At 60.2% G+C, this 14,264-nt stretch carries 15 protein-coding genes; 8 read left to right on the top strand and 7 right to left on the bottom strand.

The annotated features are described in order from the left end of the window. Positions 1–114: 114 nt before the first annotated feature. Both ACXHRN_RS20920 and ACXHRN_RS20915 read left to right on the top strand, forming a co-directional pair. Complete coding sequence (locus ACXHRN_RS20920) at positions 115–816, top strand: pyrimidine 5'-nucleotidase (protein WP_488638228.1); 702 nt, start codon at positions 115–117, stop codon at positions 814–816. A gap of 235 nt (positions 817–1,051) precedes the next feature. Next, positions 1,052–1,525 (top strand): EF-hand domain-containing protein, encoded by a 474-nt coding sequence (locus ACXHRN_RS20915; RefSeq protein WP_488638227.1) that lies wholly within the window; start codon positions 1,052–1,054, stop codon positions 1,523–1,525. Positions 1,526–1,591: 66 nt separating this feature from the next. Here ACXHRN_RS20915 and ACXHRN_RS20910 read toward each other — a convergent pair whose 3' ends face one another. After that, entirely contained in the window at positions 1,592–2,479 is an 888-nt protein-coding gene (locus ACXHRN_RS20910; protein ID WP_488638226.1) for an LOG family protein, read from the bottom strand. Between the two features lie 83 nt (positions 2,480–2,562). Between ACXHRN_RS20910 and dapD the strand changes: the two genes are divergently transcribed. Beyond that, positions 2,563–3,420 carry a 2,3,4,5-tetrahydropyridine-2,6-dicarboxylate N-succinyltransferase gene (dapD, locus tag ACXHRN_RS20905; protein ID WP_488638225.1) on the top strand — a complete coding sequence of 286 codons (858 nt, stop codon included), beginning with the start codon at positions 2,563–2,565 and terminating at the stop codon, positions 3,418–3,420. 60 nt (positions 3,421–3,480) lie between these two features. Here the strand turns inward: dapD and ACXHRN_RS20900 are convergent, their stop codons facing one another. Next, positions 3,481–4,524: an aldo/keto reductase gene (locus ACXHRN_RS20900; protein ID WP_488638224.1), complete on the bottom strand. Its 1,044-nt coding sequence runs from the start codon at positions 4,522–4,524 to the stop codon at positions 3,481–3,483. A gap of 176 nt (positions 4,525–4,700) precedes the next feature. Here ACXHRN_RS20900 and dapE point away from each other — a divergent pair, with 176 nt between their 5' ends. Then, entirely contained in the window at positions 4,701–5,894 is a 1,194-nt protein-coding gene (gene dapE, locus ACXHRN_RS20895) for a succinyl-diaminopimelate desuccinylase (protein WP_488638223.1), read from the top strand. Further along, entirely contained in the window at positions 5,881–6,480 is a 600-nt protein-coding gene (locus ACXHRN_RS20890; RefSeq protein ID WP_488638222.1) for a hypothetical protein, read from the top strand. The genes dapE and ACXHRN_RS20890 overlap by 14 nt, the downstream gene beginning before the upstream one ends. Here the strand turns inward: ACXHRN_RS20890 and truA are convergent. The 5 genes from truA to def form a co-directional block, all read right to left on the bottom strand. After that, positions 6,475–7,260 carry a tRNA pseudouridine(38-40) synthase TruA gene (gene truA / locus ACXHRN_RS20885; RefSeq protein WP_488638221.1) on the bottom strand — a complete coding sequence of 262 codons (786 nt, stop codon included), beginning with the start codon at positions 7,258–7,260 and terminating at the stop codon, positions 6,475–6,477. The genes ACXHRN_RS20890 and truA overlap by 6 nt on opposite strands. Continuing rightward, on the bottom strand, positions 7,260–8,195 hold the full coding sequence (fmt, locus tag ACXHRN_RS20880) for a methionyl-tRNA formyltransferase (RefSeq protein WP_488638220.1): 936 nt from the start codon (positions 8,193–8,195) through the stop codon (positions 7,260–7,262). The genes truA and fmt overlap by 1 nt, the downstream gene beginning before the upstream one ends. Before the next feature lie 22 nt (positions 8,196–8,217). Further along, positions 8,218–8,640 carry a PIN domain-containing protein gene (locus ACXHRN_RS20875; protein ID WP_488638219.1) on the bottom strand — a complete coding sequence of 141 codons (423 nt, stop codon included), beginning with the start codon at positions 8,638–8,640 and terminating at the stop codon, positions 8,218–8,220. After that, a complete protein-coding gene (locus ACXHRN_RS20870) occupies positions 8,637–8,927 on the bottom strand; it encodes a plasmid stabilization protein (protein ID WP_488638218.1) in 291 nt (96 codons plus the stop codon). The genes ACXHRN_RS20875 and ACXHRN_RS20870 overlap by 4 nt, the downstream gene beginning before the upstream one ends. A gap of 65 nt (positions 8,928–8,992) precedes the next feature. Further along, positions 8,993–9,505, bottom strand: a complete 513-nt coding sequence (gene def / locus ACXHRN_RS20865) for a peptide deformylase (protein ID WP_488638217.1) — start codon at positions 9,503–9,505, stop codon at positions 8,993–8,995. Between the two features lie 149 nt (positions 9,506–9,654). Between def and ACXHRN_RS20860 the strand changes: the two genes are divergently transcribed. The 3 genes from ACXHRN_RS20860 (at position 9,655) to ACXHRN_RS20850 (ending at position 14,245) form a co-directional block, all read left to right on the top strand. Then, on the top strand, positions 9,655–10,896 hold the full coding sequence (locus tag ACXHRN_RS20860) for a DNA recombination protein RmuC (protein ID WP_488638216.1): 1,242 nt from the start codon (positions 9,655–9,657) through the stop codon (positions 10,894–10,896). 46 nt (positions 10,897–10,942) lie between these two features. After that, entirely contained in the window at positions 10,943–11,842 is a 900-nt protein-coding gene (locus ACXHRN_RS20855; protein WP_488638215.1) for a ribokinase, read from the top strand. Between the two features lie 165 nt (positions 11,843–12,007). Continuing rightward, positions 12,008–14,245 carry a methyl-accepting chemotaxis protein gene (locus ACXHRN_RS20850; protein WP_488638214.1) on the top strand — a complete coding sequence of 746 codons (2,238 nt, stop codon included), beginning with the start codon at positions 12,008–12,010 and terminating at the stop codon, positions 14,243–14,245. Positions 14,246–14,264: the final 19 nt, after the last annotated feature.

Below are 14,264 nucleotides of genomic sequence, written 5' to 3'. Positions count from 1 at the left end.
CCCCCGCCTCCGCACATAGTAGCGCGTCGGCCACTTGAATTGTAAGGGCTCACAAGTTGAGCCAGTGCGAATTCCTTCTTGCCAAATCCGCGATCCCTGTCATAAACCCGCCTCATGACCGACAAAAAAGATCTTCCGGAACGCGCCGATTTTGCTGATATCAGCGAATGGGTGTTTGACCTCGACAACACGCTCTATCCGCATCACGTGGATCTCTTTGCGCAGATAGACCGCAACATGACGGCCTATGTTGCCGATCTCCTCGGGCTCGGGCTGGAAGATGCGCGCAAGCTGCAGAAGCAGTATTATCATGACCACGGCACGACATTGCGCGGCCTGATGCACCATCATGGCGTCGATCCGGCCAGCTTTCTCGACGCCGCCCATAAGATCGATTACTCGCCGCTTCCCGCCGATGCCGGTCTGAGCGACGCGATCAAGGCGCTGCCGGGACGTAAGTTCATCTTTACCAACGGCACGGACAAGCATGCCGAGGCCGCCGCCAGGGCGCTGGGCATTCTCGATCATTTCGAGGATATCTTCGATATCGTCGCGGCCGACTATGTGCCGAAGCCGGCTGGCCAGACCTACGACAAGTTTGCCAGCCTGCACCGGGTGACGACGAACAAGGCTGCGATGTTCGAGGACTTGCCGCGCAATCTCGTGGCACCGAAGCTGCTCGGCATGAAGACGGTGCTCATCATCCCGATCGCCGGCCAGCAGCAGATGGAACGCTGGGAGATCGCCGACGAGGCGGATGAGCACATCGATTACATCACCAACAATCTGACCGGCTTCCTGAAAGCCGTCCTGTGATTTCAGAACATTTCCAACGGAAATGTGGGGCGTTGCGCCGCCCTGAAGTTTGACGCGGTGGCGGTTCGAACATGAACCGCCCATTCAGCCTGCATTCAGCCGCGTCCCTTATAACGACGGTCAACTTTGGCAGACGGCACAGGTACTGCGTTGCCGGACTGCCCAGAGGAAACAATCAGGATGCGGCTGACGCGTCCCCATCGACTTGAGCAATCAAGTGAAAGGTCCTCATTTTATGAAAACCAAGACTATCGTCCTTGCAGCCCTGGCCTCCGTGTTCGCCTTCACCGCTGCAGCCCCGTCATTTGCCGCCGCTGATCCGGTCAAGAAGCAGAAGCACTTTTCCCGCATGATCAAGCGCGCCGACACCAATGGCGACCAGCGCGTCTCGCATGCAGAAATGCTCCAGGCGATCGACCGCACCTTTGTGGTTCTCGACACCAACCATGACGGCGTGCTGAGCAAGGCCGAGCTGGAAAATCGCAAGAGCGTCTTCAAGGCGCATGTGCAGAAGGTCAAGGCATCCGGCTCAGAGGTTTCCGGAGTCATGCGCATGCCCAAGGGTGTGATCAAGCGCTTCGACAAGATCGACGCCAACCATGACGGCGTCATCTCCAAGAGCGAGATCGCTGGCATCGCCGACCGCGTCTTCAAGCGCCGCGATACCAACAAGGACGGCTACATCTCTGCCGCGGATTTCAAGGCCTGAACCCCATGCATTTAGTCAGCGACGGCCCGTGTCTCACGGGCCGTTTTGCGTTCATGCTATCTGGGCTCAGCTGCGGCCGTTTCCGTTGCCATTGCCGTTCTCGTAGAATACCCGGATGATCTCGCAGGCTTCGGCCGCCGTCTCGACGAAATGGACGAGATGAACGTCCTCCGGCGCGATGGTGCCGAATTCCGCCAATGCTTCGAAATTGATCACCTTCTGCCAGAATTCCCGCCCGAACAGGATCACCGGTATTTTAGCCATTCGCCCGGTCTGCATCAGGGTGATCGATTCAAACATCTCGTCGAGCGTTCCGAAGCCTCCGGGAAACACCACGATCGCCTTGGCGCGCATCATGAAATGCATCTTGCGGATGGCGAAATAGTGGAAATTGAAGCTGAGTTCCGGCGTCACATAGGGGTTCGGCGCCTGCTCGTGCGGCAGCACGATGTTGAGCCCGATTGATGGCGCGCCGGCTTCGGCCGCGCCCCGGTTGCCGGCTTCCATGACGCCGGGCCCACCGCCGGTGACCACGACATATTCGTGATAGTCGTATTTGGCTGACCATTCCGAGCACAGGCGCGCAAACTGCCGCGCCTCATCGTAATAGATCGATGCCGCCTCGAGGTTTTTCTTCTGCACCTGGTTGCGCGCTGCCCATGCGGCCTGGCCGGGCGCCGGGATGCGTGCGCCCCCGAACAGCACGACAGTGGATCTGATGCCGCGCTCGGTGAGTACAGCTTCAGCCTTCAAAAGCTCGAGTTGCAGGCGGATCGGTCGCAATTCCTCGCTCGAAAGGAAATCCGGATCTGCATAGGCAAGCCTGTAGGACGGCGAAAGCGTCTGCGGCGTTTCAGGAACGCGCTCGGCCCGCTTGCTGTCGGCGCGACTGCTTTCCAGCGGATCCCAGACACCGTCCTTGCGCCGAAAGCTGTCGGTTTTCCCCTTTGCCATTGCCATTTCCATTCGCTATAGAGCCGTCAACGGCCCGCATGTTATTGCCGGAAGAATAATCCTTCAAATCTTAAGGAATTCCCATGAACGCCACCGAACTTGCTTCGCTCGAAAAGACAATCGATGCCGCTTTCGACGACCGCGACAATGTCTCGACCTCGACGCGAGGCGAAGTGCGCGATGCTGTGGAAACTGCACTCAACCTGCTCGACAGCGGTAAGGCACGCGTTGCGACGCGTGGAGAAGACGGAACATGGACCGTGCACCAGTGGCTGAAAAAGGCGGTGCTGCTGTCCTTCCGCCTCCGGCCGATGGAAATCATCAAGGGCGGCCCCGGCGAAGCCGTCTGGTGGGACAAGGTTGCCTCCAAGTTCGATGGTTGGAGCACCAATGAATTTGAAAGGGCCGGCCTTCGCGCCGTGCCGGGCGCCATCGTCCGCCGCTCTGCCTATATCGCGCCGGGCGTGGTGCTGATGCCGTCCTTCGTCAATCTCGGCGCCTATGTCGGCGCCAACACCATGGTCGACGGCTGGGCAACGGTCGGCTCCTGCGCCCAGATCGGCGCCAATGTACATCTTTCGGGCGGCGTCGGCATCGGCGGCGTACTGGAGCCGATGCAGGCCGGCCCGACCATCATCGAGGACAATTGCTTCATCGGCGCCCGTTCGGAAGTCGTCGAGGGCTGCATCATCCGCGAGGGCTCGGTGCTCGGCATGGGCGTGTTCATCGGCAAGTCCACCAAGATCGTCGATCGCGCCACGGGTGAAGTCACCTATGGCGAAGTGCCGCCCTATTCGGTGGTCGTTGCCGGCTCCATGGCGTCGGGCAAGGACATGCCGAACGGCATGCCGGCACCGAACCTTTATTGCGCCGTCATCGTCAAGCGCGTCGATGAGCAGACCCGCTCCAAGACCGGCATCAATGAACTGCTGCGCGATTGATCGCATAGTTTTAATCCGAACTGATCCGCGCGCCCGAAACGGCGCGCGGATTTTTCATTTTCAGGCGGGATCGAAGGGCAGGGGGCGGCGGCTGGCGCCCTGGCGCTCGACCATCCAGCCCGGATATTCCGGCGGCAGCGCGCTGACCTCGTTCAATTTCGTCAGATCATCTGCATCGAGCGCTAGCTTGGTCGCAGCCAGATTCTGCTCCAGCTGCTCCATACGCTTGGCGCCGATGATGATGCTGGTGACGAAGGGCTTGGAGAGGATGAAGCCAAGCGCCACTTCAGCGACGCTGGCGCCATGCTTGGCCGCGATCTCGCGCATGACGGCGATGCATTCCCAGGCGCGGTCCTTGTTGACCGGCGGGAAATCGAAATTGGCCCGGCGGCCTTCGCCGTTGCCAGGCGCGCCCGGACCGTATTTGCCGGACAGCAATCCACCCGCCAGCGGCGACCAGACCATCAACCCCAGCTTTTCCTCAGTCATCAGTGGCACGATATCGCGTTCGAGATCGCGGCCGGCAATGGAGTAGTAGGATTGCACCGTCTCGAAACGCGCAAAACCCTTGCGCTCTGACACACCGAGCGCCTTGGCGATCCGCCAGGCGTGCCAGTTGGAGACGCCGACATAGCGCACCAGCCCGCGCGACACGAGATCGTCGAGCGCCCGCAAGGTCTCGTCGATCGGCGTGACGGGGTCGGTGGAATGGATCTGGTAGAGGTCGATATGGTCGGTCTGCAGGCGCTCAAGGCTGGCCTCTACCGAATCCATGATATGGCCACGCGAAGCGCCGCGATCATTGGGCTTGTCGCCCATCTGGCCGTAGACCTTGGTGGCGATGACAACATCTTGGCGCCGCACATTGAGATTTTTGAGCGACTGGCCGAGAATTCGTTCGGAATTGCCCGCGGAATAGACATCGGCCGTGTCGATGAAGTTGATCCCAGCGGCCAGCGACCGCTCGACGATCGCGTCTGCTGCGACCTGGTCGACACCGGCGATGTTGCCCCAGATGCCGTTGCTGGCTTCGCCGAATGTCATGGTGCCCAGGCAGAGTTCGGACACGAAAAGGCCTGTATTGCCCATCTGATTGTAACGCATGGTGTTTCACTCCTTGTTGGAATTCCATGATGGCTGAGATGTGAGACTTGGATTGTTGGGGTCCCGGCTTCGCGCTTTCATACATCCAGGCGCGTGACAGCCTGATGGGGATCGGCTAAGAACCCAATATAAGTCAAATATCATGGGCTTAAAGGCCCCTCAGAGTGACATCTGCAATGACCTCATCCAATCCGATCGACAATCTCGCCAAACTCATCCAATGCGCGTCGGTGACTCCAGCCGAGGGTGGCGCCCTGAGCGCGCTCGAAGCGATGCTGAAGCCGCTGGGCTTCAATGTCGAGCGCATCACCGCAACGGAAGACGGCACGCCGGATGTCGAGAACCTCTACGCCCGGCTTGGCGACTCCGGACCACACCTGATGTTTGCCGGTCACACCGATGTCGTTCCCGTGGGCGACGCCGCAGCCTGGACGCACCCGCCGTTTGGCGCAGAGATCGCCGATGGTATGATGTATGGACGTGGCGCGGTCGACATGAAGGGTGGCATCGCCTGCTTTGCCGCCGCTGTCGCCCGCCATATCGAGGCGCACGGCGCCCCTCAGGGCTCGATCTCTTTCCTGATCACCGGCGACGAGGAAGGTCCGGGCATTAACGGTACGATCAAGCTTCTGCAATGGGCGCATGAAAAGGGAGAGCGCTGGGACGCCTGTCTTGTCGGCGAGCCGACCAATCCCGACCAGCTCGGCGACATGATCAAGATCGGCCGGCGCGGCTCGGTGTCGGGCAAGGTCACTGTGCATGGAGTGCAGGGCCATGTCGCCTATCCGCACCTCGCAGACAACCCAGTCCGAGCCGCGATATCCATGACCTCGGCGCTGATGGATCCACCATTCGACCACGGCACGGATGAATTCCAGCCGTCGAATATGGAAGTCACCACCATCGACACCGGCAATCCGGCCACCAATGTCCTGCCCTCGAAGGTCAGTTTTGCCTTCAATATCCGTTTCAATGACACTTGGACCGCAGACAGCGTCAAGACGGAGATCGTGCGCCGCCTCGATGTTGCCGCCACCGATTCCGCCCTGCGTCCGGGCCGGCCGGCAGCGAAATATGAGCTGACCTGGGCCGAACGCCCGAGCCACGTCTTCCTGACCCGCAACAACCGCCTGATCAGTTCGCTGACCGCGGCGATCGAGAAGAGCACCGGCCTCACACCAAGGCTTTCGACCACCGGCGGCACCTCGGATGCGCGCTTCATCAAGGATTACTGCCCGGTCGTCGAGTTCGGCCTTGTCGGCCAGACCATGCATATGGTCGACGAGAATGTGCCGGTTGCCGATCTCGAAGCGCTGACGCGCATCTACGAAGTGTTCATCGCCCGCTGGTTTGCCGATGCCGGGGCTTGACGAGCTCGAATACTATTTCCGGGGCCTCTGGCTGCTCATTAAGGGGCGCCACGAAGGTGGGGCTTGGCTCGATTTCACCATGCGTGGTTTCTGGCGTTCTTGGTGGGCGGCGGTCTTCTGCCTGCCTCCGACAATCCTCAGCTGGCTGGCTTTTCGCGCGACCTATCTCGGCTCGCTGCCGGCGGGCGCGCATGTCGACTCGATCTTCTTCGCCAAGCTGGCCGTCATGGAAGTCGCCAACTGGACTGTTCCGATCGCGCTGGTGGCGATGATCGCGATTGGCACGGGTCTCTCACGCTTCGTCGTTCCGGTCGTCGTGGCGACGAACTGGTTTGCCGTGCCGCTGCAGTGGCTTTATTCGACCCAGAGCGCCATCCAGCTGCTGGTTCCCGGCAGCGACGGTGCGACGGCCTTGCTGTTCCTGATCTTTCTGATGCTATCGATCGGGCTGCATTATCGCATCATTCGCTCGATCACCGGCGGAGATGCTGTTGTGCCGGCGGCAATGGTCATCTGCCTGTTTGTCGGGTCGTTCCTGACACAGTACCAGCTGACGACGATCTTCGATCTGTGGATCAATTCATGAATCGTCGTCGTCGAAGCGCAACAGCGTCGACAGATCGCCGTAGTCCACCTGCATGAAAAACAGTCCCCAAGGCGGCGCGACCGGCCCGCAGCGAGTGCGGTCTTTGGCCTCCAGCGCATCCCGCACATCTTTGGGCGACCACTTGCCTTCACCGACCAGCTTGAGCGTGCCGGCAAACGATCGGATTTGATTGTGCAGGAAGCTTTGTGCCGAGGCGCGGATTTCGATCAGCTCGCCGTTGCGCGTCACATCCAGCCGGTCGATCGTCCGGCCGGGATTCTTCGCCTGGCAATGGGTGGAGCGGAAGGTGGTGAAGTCGTGATAGCCCACGAGTTCCTGTGCAGCGGCATGCATGACCTCGTGGTCGAGCGGCTTCTTGACGTGCCATGCACGCTGGGCCTCAATGGCAGTCGGCGCCAGCCGATTGATGATCCGGTAGAGATAGTGCCGCTTGGTGGCTGAAAAGCGTGCATCGAATGTGTCGGGCACCGCCTCTGCCTCAAGGATGGCCACTCGTTCGTTTTCCTGGGCGAGGTAGGCATTGACGGCGTTCATCAGCACCAATGGCTTCCACGCGCGCGTCAGATCCACATGGCACACCTGTCCATAGGCGTGCACGCCTGAATCGGTGCGGCCGGCGGCCTTGAGCGAAACCGTCTCGCCGGTCATCGAAAAGATGGCCTTCTCGATGGCGCTCTGGACGGCATAGCCGTTGTCCTGCCGCTGCCAGCCGACATAGGGCGCCCCGTCATATTCGACCAGCATGCGGAAACGCGGCATCAGGAAATCCTCATGCCTTTGACGATCGGCGTGCCACGCAGGAAGTCGGCGGCATCGAGCGGCTTGCCGCCAGCCTTTTGCAGGCGCGTCAGGCGCACCGCACCCGAGCCACAAGCAATGGTCAGGTGATCGTCAAGCACCGTCCCCGCGACTCCGCTACCTGTTGCTGGCTCGGACCGCAGCACCTTTATGCGCTCTTGCTTGCCGGCGATCTCGGCCTCGAACCACGCACCGGGGAAAGGAGAAAGCCCGCGGATATGATTGTGGGCCTCAATGCCATTCTTGCTGAAATCGATCCGCGTTTCTTCCTTGCTGATCTTGGCAGCGTAGAGCACACCGTCATCCGCCTGTGGCGTCAGTGGCAAATTCCCGGCCTCGAGCTTCGCCATGGCCTCCACCATCAGCGATGCGCCGGCTTCCGAAAGTCTGTCATGCAGTTCGCCTGCTGTCCTCTCCAGAGGGATGGCAATGCGGCTGGTCAGTGCGACGGGGCCTGTGTCGAGCCCCTTGTCCATCTTCATGATCATCATGCCCGTCTCGGCATCGCCCGCCATGATCGCCCTCTGGATCGGCGCCGCACCGCGCCAGCGTGGTAGGAGCGAGGCGTGGCCGTTGTAGCAGCCGAGTTTCGTGCCATCGAGGATCGACTGTGGCAGCAACAGGCCATAGGCGACAACAACGGCGACGTCAGCCTGATGCGCACGAAACCGTTCTACATCTTCAGGATTCTTGAAATTGACGGGTGTCAGCACCGGAATGCCGAGCGCATCGGCGGCCTGGTGGACGGGAGAGGGGGTCAGCTCCAGCCCGCGCCGGCCCGCTGGTCGCGGCGGCTGCGAATAGACCGCAATGATCTCGTGCCCGGCCGCATGCAGCGAGCGCAGGACCGGCACCGAAAAATCCGGCGTTCCCATGAAGATGATGCGTAGCGGCATGACGTTTCCCGAAGAGATGATCTCAGGGCTCTTCAAACGGGTTTACGAGCGGAAGATCAAGCCCCTCGAAGTCTTTGACATTGCGCGTGGCAAGTGTCGCCCCATTGGAAAGACAGATTGCGGCGATCTGGGCGTCTTGTATTCCCATGGAGTGGCCGCCCATTTCCTGTCGGGCGCGAATTTGTCCAGCCAGAAAATTAGCGTTCGGAAGTGATCGCAAAATCTGATTGCGAAATTGCTCATTTATCAGGCGATCCAGCACGACGTAATATCGATTTGAACCTGTCTTCAAAAGATGTTTTTCAGCACCATAAGCGAGTTCCATAACAGTTATGTCGTTTAGGAAAAGCTCGTCTGTGACGCGTTGGTCGAACCAGTTCAATACCCGTTCGTTTGGTCTCGGCTTATTGATTTCAGAGATGACATTGGTGTCGAGCACTATCATTCGCCAAACGAGAAAGGACGACCGAAGTCCTTTTTCCTCTCAGCCTCAACCTCCTCCATAATCTTTGCGAATTCCTCGCGCTCGTCGTCGGGGATGCCAGCAAAAATCTCCCGCAGCGCAGCACCGGCACCTTTTTTGGGTTGCCTATCAGTGCTGCGGTTCTCGGTCGCGCCCCTGCGGAGCCGGCGTTTGGCTTCATCTGACAAGCTAAGGCCAGCGCGATGCGCCGCATCCGCAAGATCCTGTTTAAGGTCGTCCGGAACATCCCTGATCAGCAAATCGCCCATCGCGCATCTCCTATGATATCACTGATATCATAGTGCGCTCACGTCCAAGAATCAATGAAACCCGCTCAGGCGCGGATCTTGGCGGCCTTGGTGAACTTCTTGATCACCATCTCGCGCTTCAGTCTCGAGATATGGTCGATGAACAGCACGCCGTTGAGATGGTCGATCTCATGCTGCAGGCAGGTTGCCAGCAGGCCGTCGGCCTCGATCAATTCTTCCTTGCCGTCGAGATTGATGTGCTTGACGGTAATCCTGGCTGGCCGCTCGACTTCGGCATAATAATCCGGAATCGAGAGGCAGCCTTCTTCATAAGCCGAGCGCTCATCGGACGAAGAAACCACCTCGGGATTGATGAACACTTGCGGCGCCTTGTCCTCGCCTTCCTTGGAAAGGTCGATCACCAGCAGGCGCTTTGGTACGCCGACTTGAATGGCGGCCAGCCCGATGCCGGGCGCGTCATACATGGTGGCAAGCATATCGTCTGCGAGCGTGCGGATTTCCCCATTCACCTGCTCGATTTTGGTCGAGACCTGGCGAAGGATGGGATCTGGAAGGATTATGAGCGGCTTGATGGTCATTCCGCTTCCATAATACAGGACAATTCGTCTGGCAATATTGACCCGAAATAAGTGTGCCTGGGGATTCTGGGAGCACGGAAGTCAAGCCGTCGCCGCAAATGTTCTTGGTTTGATCTGGTAACCGGACACAAATCTGCTACTCTCCGGCCATGGACACATTCGATTCTCTCTTCACCACACCCATATTCATGCTGAGCACCCTGCCAGTGACGCTGGGCCGCTTGCTCGCCGCTGCCGGCATCGTCGTCGTTTTGCTCCTCATCGTCATTCTCATGGGATGGCGTGCGGCGCGTCGGGCGGCGCTGGAAGAGAGTTCGCGTGCTCAGGAACGTGCGCTGGAGGCCGACGCCCGGATGGCTGAAATCCTCAAGGCTCAGACCGAGATGCAGGGCCGGATTGCCGCGATGACCGATGTGTTTGGTTCGCGCCAGGCCGAGCTCAACCAATCGATCAACCAGCGTATCGACGGCATGACGCACCGTCTTGGCGTAACGATGACGGAACAGACCAAGTCGACCCACGAAAACCTGCGCCATTTGCAGGAGCGGCTTGCCGTTATCGACACCGCCCAGAACAATATCCAGGCGCTCGCCAAGGATGTCGTTGGGCTGCAGGCGATCCTTTCGAACAAGCAGACGCGCGGCGCTTTCGGCCAGTCGCGGATGGAGACGATCGTTGCCGATGGCTTGCCGATGGGAGCATTTGAATTCCAGGCGGTGCTGTCGAACGGCATGCGGCCGGATTGTCTGGTCAAGATGCCGAACGGCCAACCATCCCTGGTCATCGATGCGAAATTCCCGCTAGAAGCCTGGAACGCTATCCGTGACGCCGGTCCCGAAGGCCTCAAGGTAGCGAGCCAGCAGTTCCGCCGGGATATCGACGTGCACATCAAGGATATTTCTGAGAAATATCTGCTTCGCGGCGAGACCCAGGACACGGCCTTCATGTTCGTGCCGTCCGAATCGATCTTTGCAGAGATCCATGAAAACTTCGAAGGTGTCGTTCAGAAGGCGCACAAGGCGCGCATCGTCATCGTCTCGCCCTCGCTGCTGATGCTGTCGATCCAGGTCATCCAGGCGGTGCTGAAGGACCAGCGGATGCGCGAGCAGGCGCACCTGATCCAGGGTGAGGTGATACGTCTGATGGAAGATCTGGTTCGGCTCGATGACCGGGTGCAGAAGCTGCAGACGCATTTTTCCGCTGCCCAGAAGGATGTCGAGCAGATCGTCACTTCGTCGGATAAGCTCAACAAGCGCGGCCAGCGGATCGAGGCGATGGAATTCGAAGCTGCCCCCGTGCCCGAGGTCGCCGCTGCCCCCGCGACACCAGCGCCGCGCTCTGTCGAAAGCAGGACCGGACAATTGAAATTCAGGGTGGTTGACGAAGACTGATCTTCCGGCCAGAACTCGCATGTTCGTCCTGGGGGGAAATTGCATCATGATCACCGTACTCGGCTCCATCAACATGGATCTCATCGCCACCGTGTTTCGCCTGCCGAAGCCGGGCGAGACATTGGCCGGGGAAAACTTCGTCACCGCGCCCGGCGGCAAGGGTGCCAACCAGGCGCTGGCCGCCCGCCGTGCGGGTGCCTCGGTGGCCTTGGCAGGTGCCTGCGGCGAAGATGAGTTTGCGGTGCCTGCACTCAATTATCTGCGGTTCGATGGTGTCAATCTCGACCGCGTTCGCAATGCGCCAACCGCGACCGGTGTCGCGCTGATCTTCGTCGGTGGCGACGGCGAGAATGTCATCGTCATCATCGCTGGTGCCAATGGCACGGTGGGCGTTCAGGATGCCGAAGCAGCGGTGGCCGCGATGAACCCGGGCGACACGCTGATGCTGCAGCTGGAAATTCCGCCCGCTACGATCGAGGCGGCCCTGAAGGCGGCGCGCGCCCGGCGGATCAAGACCGTGCTCAACACCGCACCGCTGACCGCGGATGCCACCAAGCTCGCTGCGCTGGCCGACACCGTCATCGCCAACGAGACCGAATTCGAGCTGCTGGTTGGCAGGAGCGGGCTCGACGCCACGGCCCGCGAGAAGGCGATGCATGACTATGCCGGCAGGTCCGGCCAGACGATCATCGTCACACTCGGCGGCGACGGCGTGATGGCTGTCAAGGACGGCAAGACCGTCAGCGTCAAGAGTCTTGATATCGAGCCTATCGATACGGTCGGGGCAGGCGATACTTTCTGCGGCTATTATGTTGCTGGACTTGACCAGGGACTGGGCTTCGAGAAGGCGCTGCGGCGGGCAGCGATTGCCGGCTCGCTCGCCTGCATGAAGCCGGGCGCCCAGCCCTCCATTCCCTTCGCCTCGGAAGTCGCCGCGCGGCAGTGATGAACTGGGCTGACGTGGCAAAAACTCCGTAAAGATCTTTTGCTCAAATTTAACATTTTAACTTTATTGAAAAAGCCCATACCCGGCATTCGCCGGATACAATGGGCCGGCATTCGCATCCCCGAGGTGGTCCGGCAGTAGTCAAAACCGAACCCTGAGGCATCCATGCGTGCATTTGTTCCGAAGTCCCTCGCCACCAAGCTGCTTTTGGTGACGGGTGGGATTGTCGCAATCCTGCTCCTCGTATCCAGTTTCTTCCAGATTTCCCAAAGCCGCACGCGCGTTGAGTCGCTGATCTCAGCCCAGGCCGAATCCGAAGCGAAGGCCATTGCCGCGAACGTGGCATCGGAAACCGGGTCGCTGGCAAGCGCCGCGCGCACCATGGCCGGTGTGATTTCCCATGGTCACAAGATTAGCGCGCTGGATCGTAAGGGCGTCGTCGATATTTTGAAGACCAATCTCGAACAGCATCAAATGGCGTTCGGCAGCTGGTTTGCAGAAGCGCCGCAGGGCTTTGACAGCCAGCAGGCCAAGGCCAAGGGCGTCAAGGAACTCGGCGGCGACAAGGACGGCAACTTCAATCCTTACTGGACGAAGGGCAAGACCGGCGAGGACACGTTCAGCACGTTTGACGCCGACTACAAGGCCGAGTGGTATTCGCTCGCAGCCGAGAGTCGCAAGGGCTCCATCACCAAGCCTTACGTAATCCAGGAACTGGAAGTGCCGACCGCGGCAAGCTCGATCGCCTATCCCGTCATGGATGGCGACAAGCTGGTCGGTGTCGCGGGCGTCGACGTCTCACTGGCAATGCTAGCCAAGAATGTCTCGAGCCTCAAGCCATTCGGCACCGGCAATGTTCTTCTCGTTGCCCAAGATGGCAACTGGCTCGTCTCGCCCACGCCGGCACTGATGGGCAAGAAATACGAAGACGCCGCGCCCGATGCCATCAAGGCGGCGCTTGAAAGCGGCAAGACCAGCACCATTGCCAACTTGCAGAATGCCGATGGCGAAGCCTTCAGCCGCCTCGTCTATCCGTTCCAGCTCACGGGCCTGAACACGAGCTGGGTGCTGCTGGTCGACATTCCCGATGCCGCACTTGCCGGTCCGGTTCGTGACCAGACGATGATGATGGTCGGCGGCGGCCTGCTGCTGCTGTTCGCAGTTCTTGGTGGCCTCTACTTCGCCGTGCGCAGGTTCGTGCAAAAGCCGATCGAGAGCCTTATCGGTGATGTGACGACCCTCGGCGCCGGCAAATACGATCAGTCCGTCTCGGGCCAGGAACGCCAGGACGAGACAGGCTCTGTTGCCCGCGCACTCGAAGGCTTCAGGCACAAGCTCGCCGACTCCCGACGCATGGAAGCCAGCGCCGAACGGGCGCGCCTGGCCTCGGAAAGCGAACGCTCGCAGACGGAAGCCGAACGCGGCGAGAATGCCCGCGTCCAGCAATATGTTGTCGCCGAACTCGGCCGCGCGCTTGAGAAGCTCTCGGGTGGCGATCTCGCCTTCCGCATTGATGCGAACTTCCCGGGTGAATATGTCAGCCTGAAGAGCAACTTCAACGATGCGCTCGAAAGCCTCGAAGAAACGGTCCGCATGGTCAATGGCGCCGTCGTCGCCATCGGCACCGGCACCTCGGAAATCAGCTCCAGCGCCAACGACCTGTCGCGCCGCACCGAACAGCAGGCGGCCCAGCTCGAGGAAACCGCAGCCGCACTCAACCAGCTGACCGAGCAGGTCCATTCAAGTGCCGAGAATGCCAAGACAGCAGCCAATGCGGTCCAGAAGGCCAGCAACGATGCAGAGAATTCCGGCAATATCGTTCGCAACGCCATCGAGGCGATGCAGAACATTGAGAAGTCGTCGGGCCAGATCTCCAACATCATCGGCGTCATCGACGAGATCGCCTTCCAGACCAACCTGCTTGCGCTGAATGCTGGTGTTGAGGCCGCGCGTGCCGGCGAGGCGGGCAAGGGCTTTGCCGTCGTTGCACAGGAAGTCCGCGAACTCGCCCAGCGCTCCGCCAAGGCTGCCAAAGAAATCAAGGCGCTGATCAGTGCATCTGAATCCCAGGTCAATGACGGCGTCAGCCTCGTCGGCCAGACCGGCGAGACCTTGCAGGCGATCGCGGCACAGGTCGTGCAGATCAATGGCCTGATCCGGATGATCTCGGTGTCGGCAAGCGAACAGGCCGTTGGCCTCAAGGAAATGAACACGGCGATGCACCAGATGGACCAGGTGACCCAGCAGAACGCTGCGATGGTCGAGGAAACGACCGCGGCGTCCATGACGCTCGGCGAAGAAGCCGAGAGCCTGAAGAACCTCGTGGCCCGCTTCCGCACCACCGGCCAGAGCGTAGGCGGTTCCAACCAGCTGCGCATGATGGCCGGCCGCATGCGGGCGTAAGCGAAAGCTTGCCTACGAC

The sequence above is a fragment of the Shinella sp. OV683 genome (genome assembly GCF_057787725.1).
The sequence above is the reverse complement of the archived record's forward strand: the minus strand, read 5'-3'. Positions and strand labels throughout refer to the sequence as shown.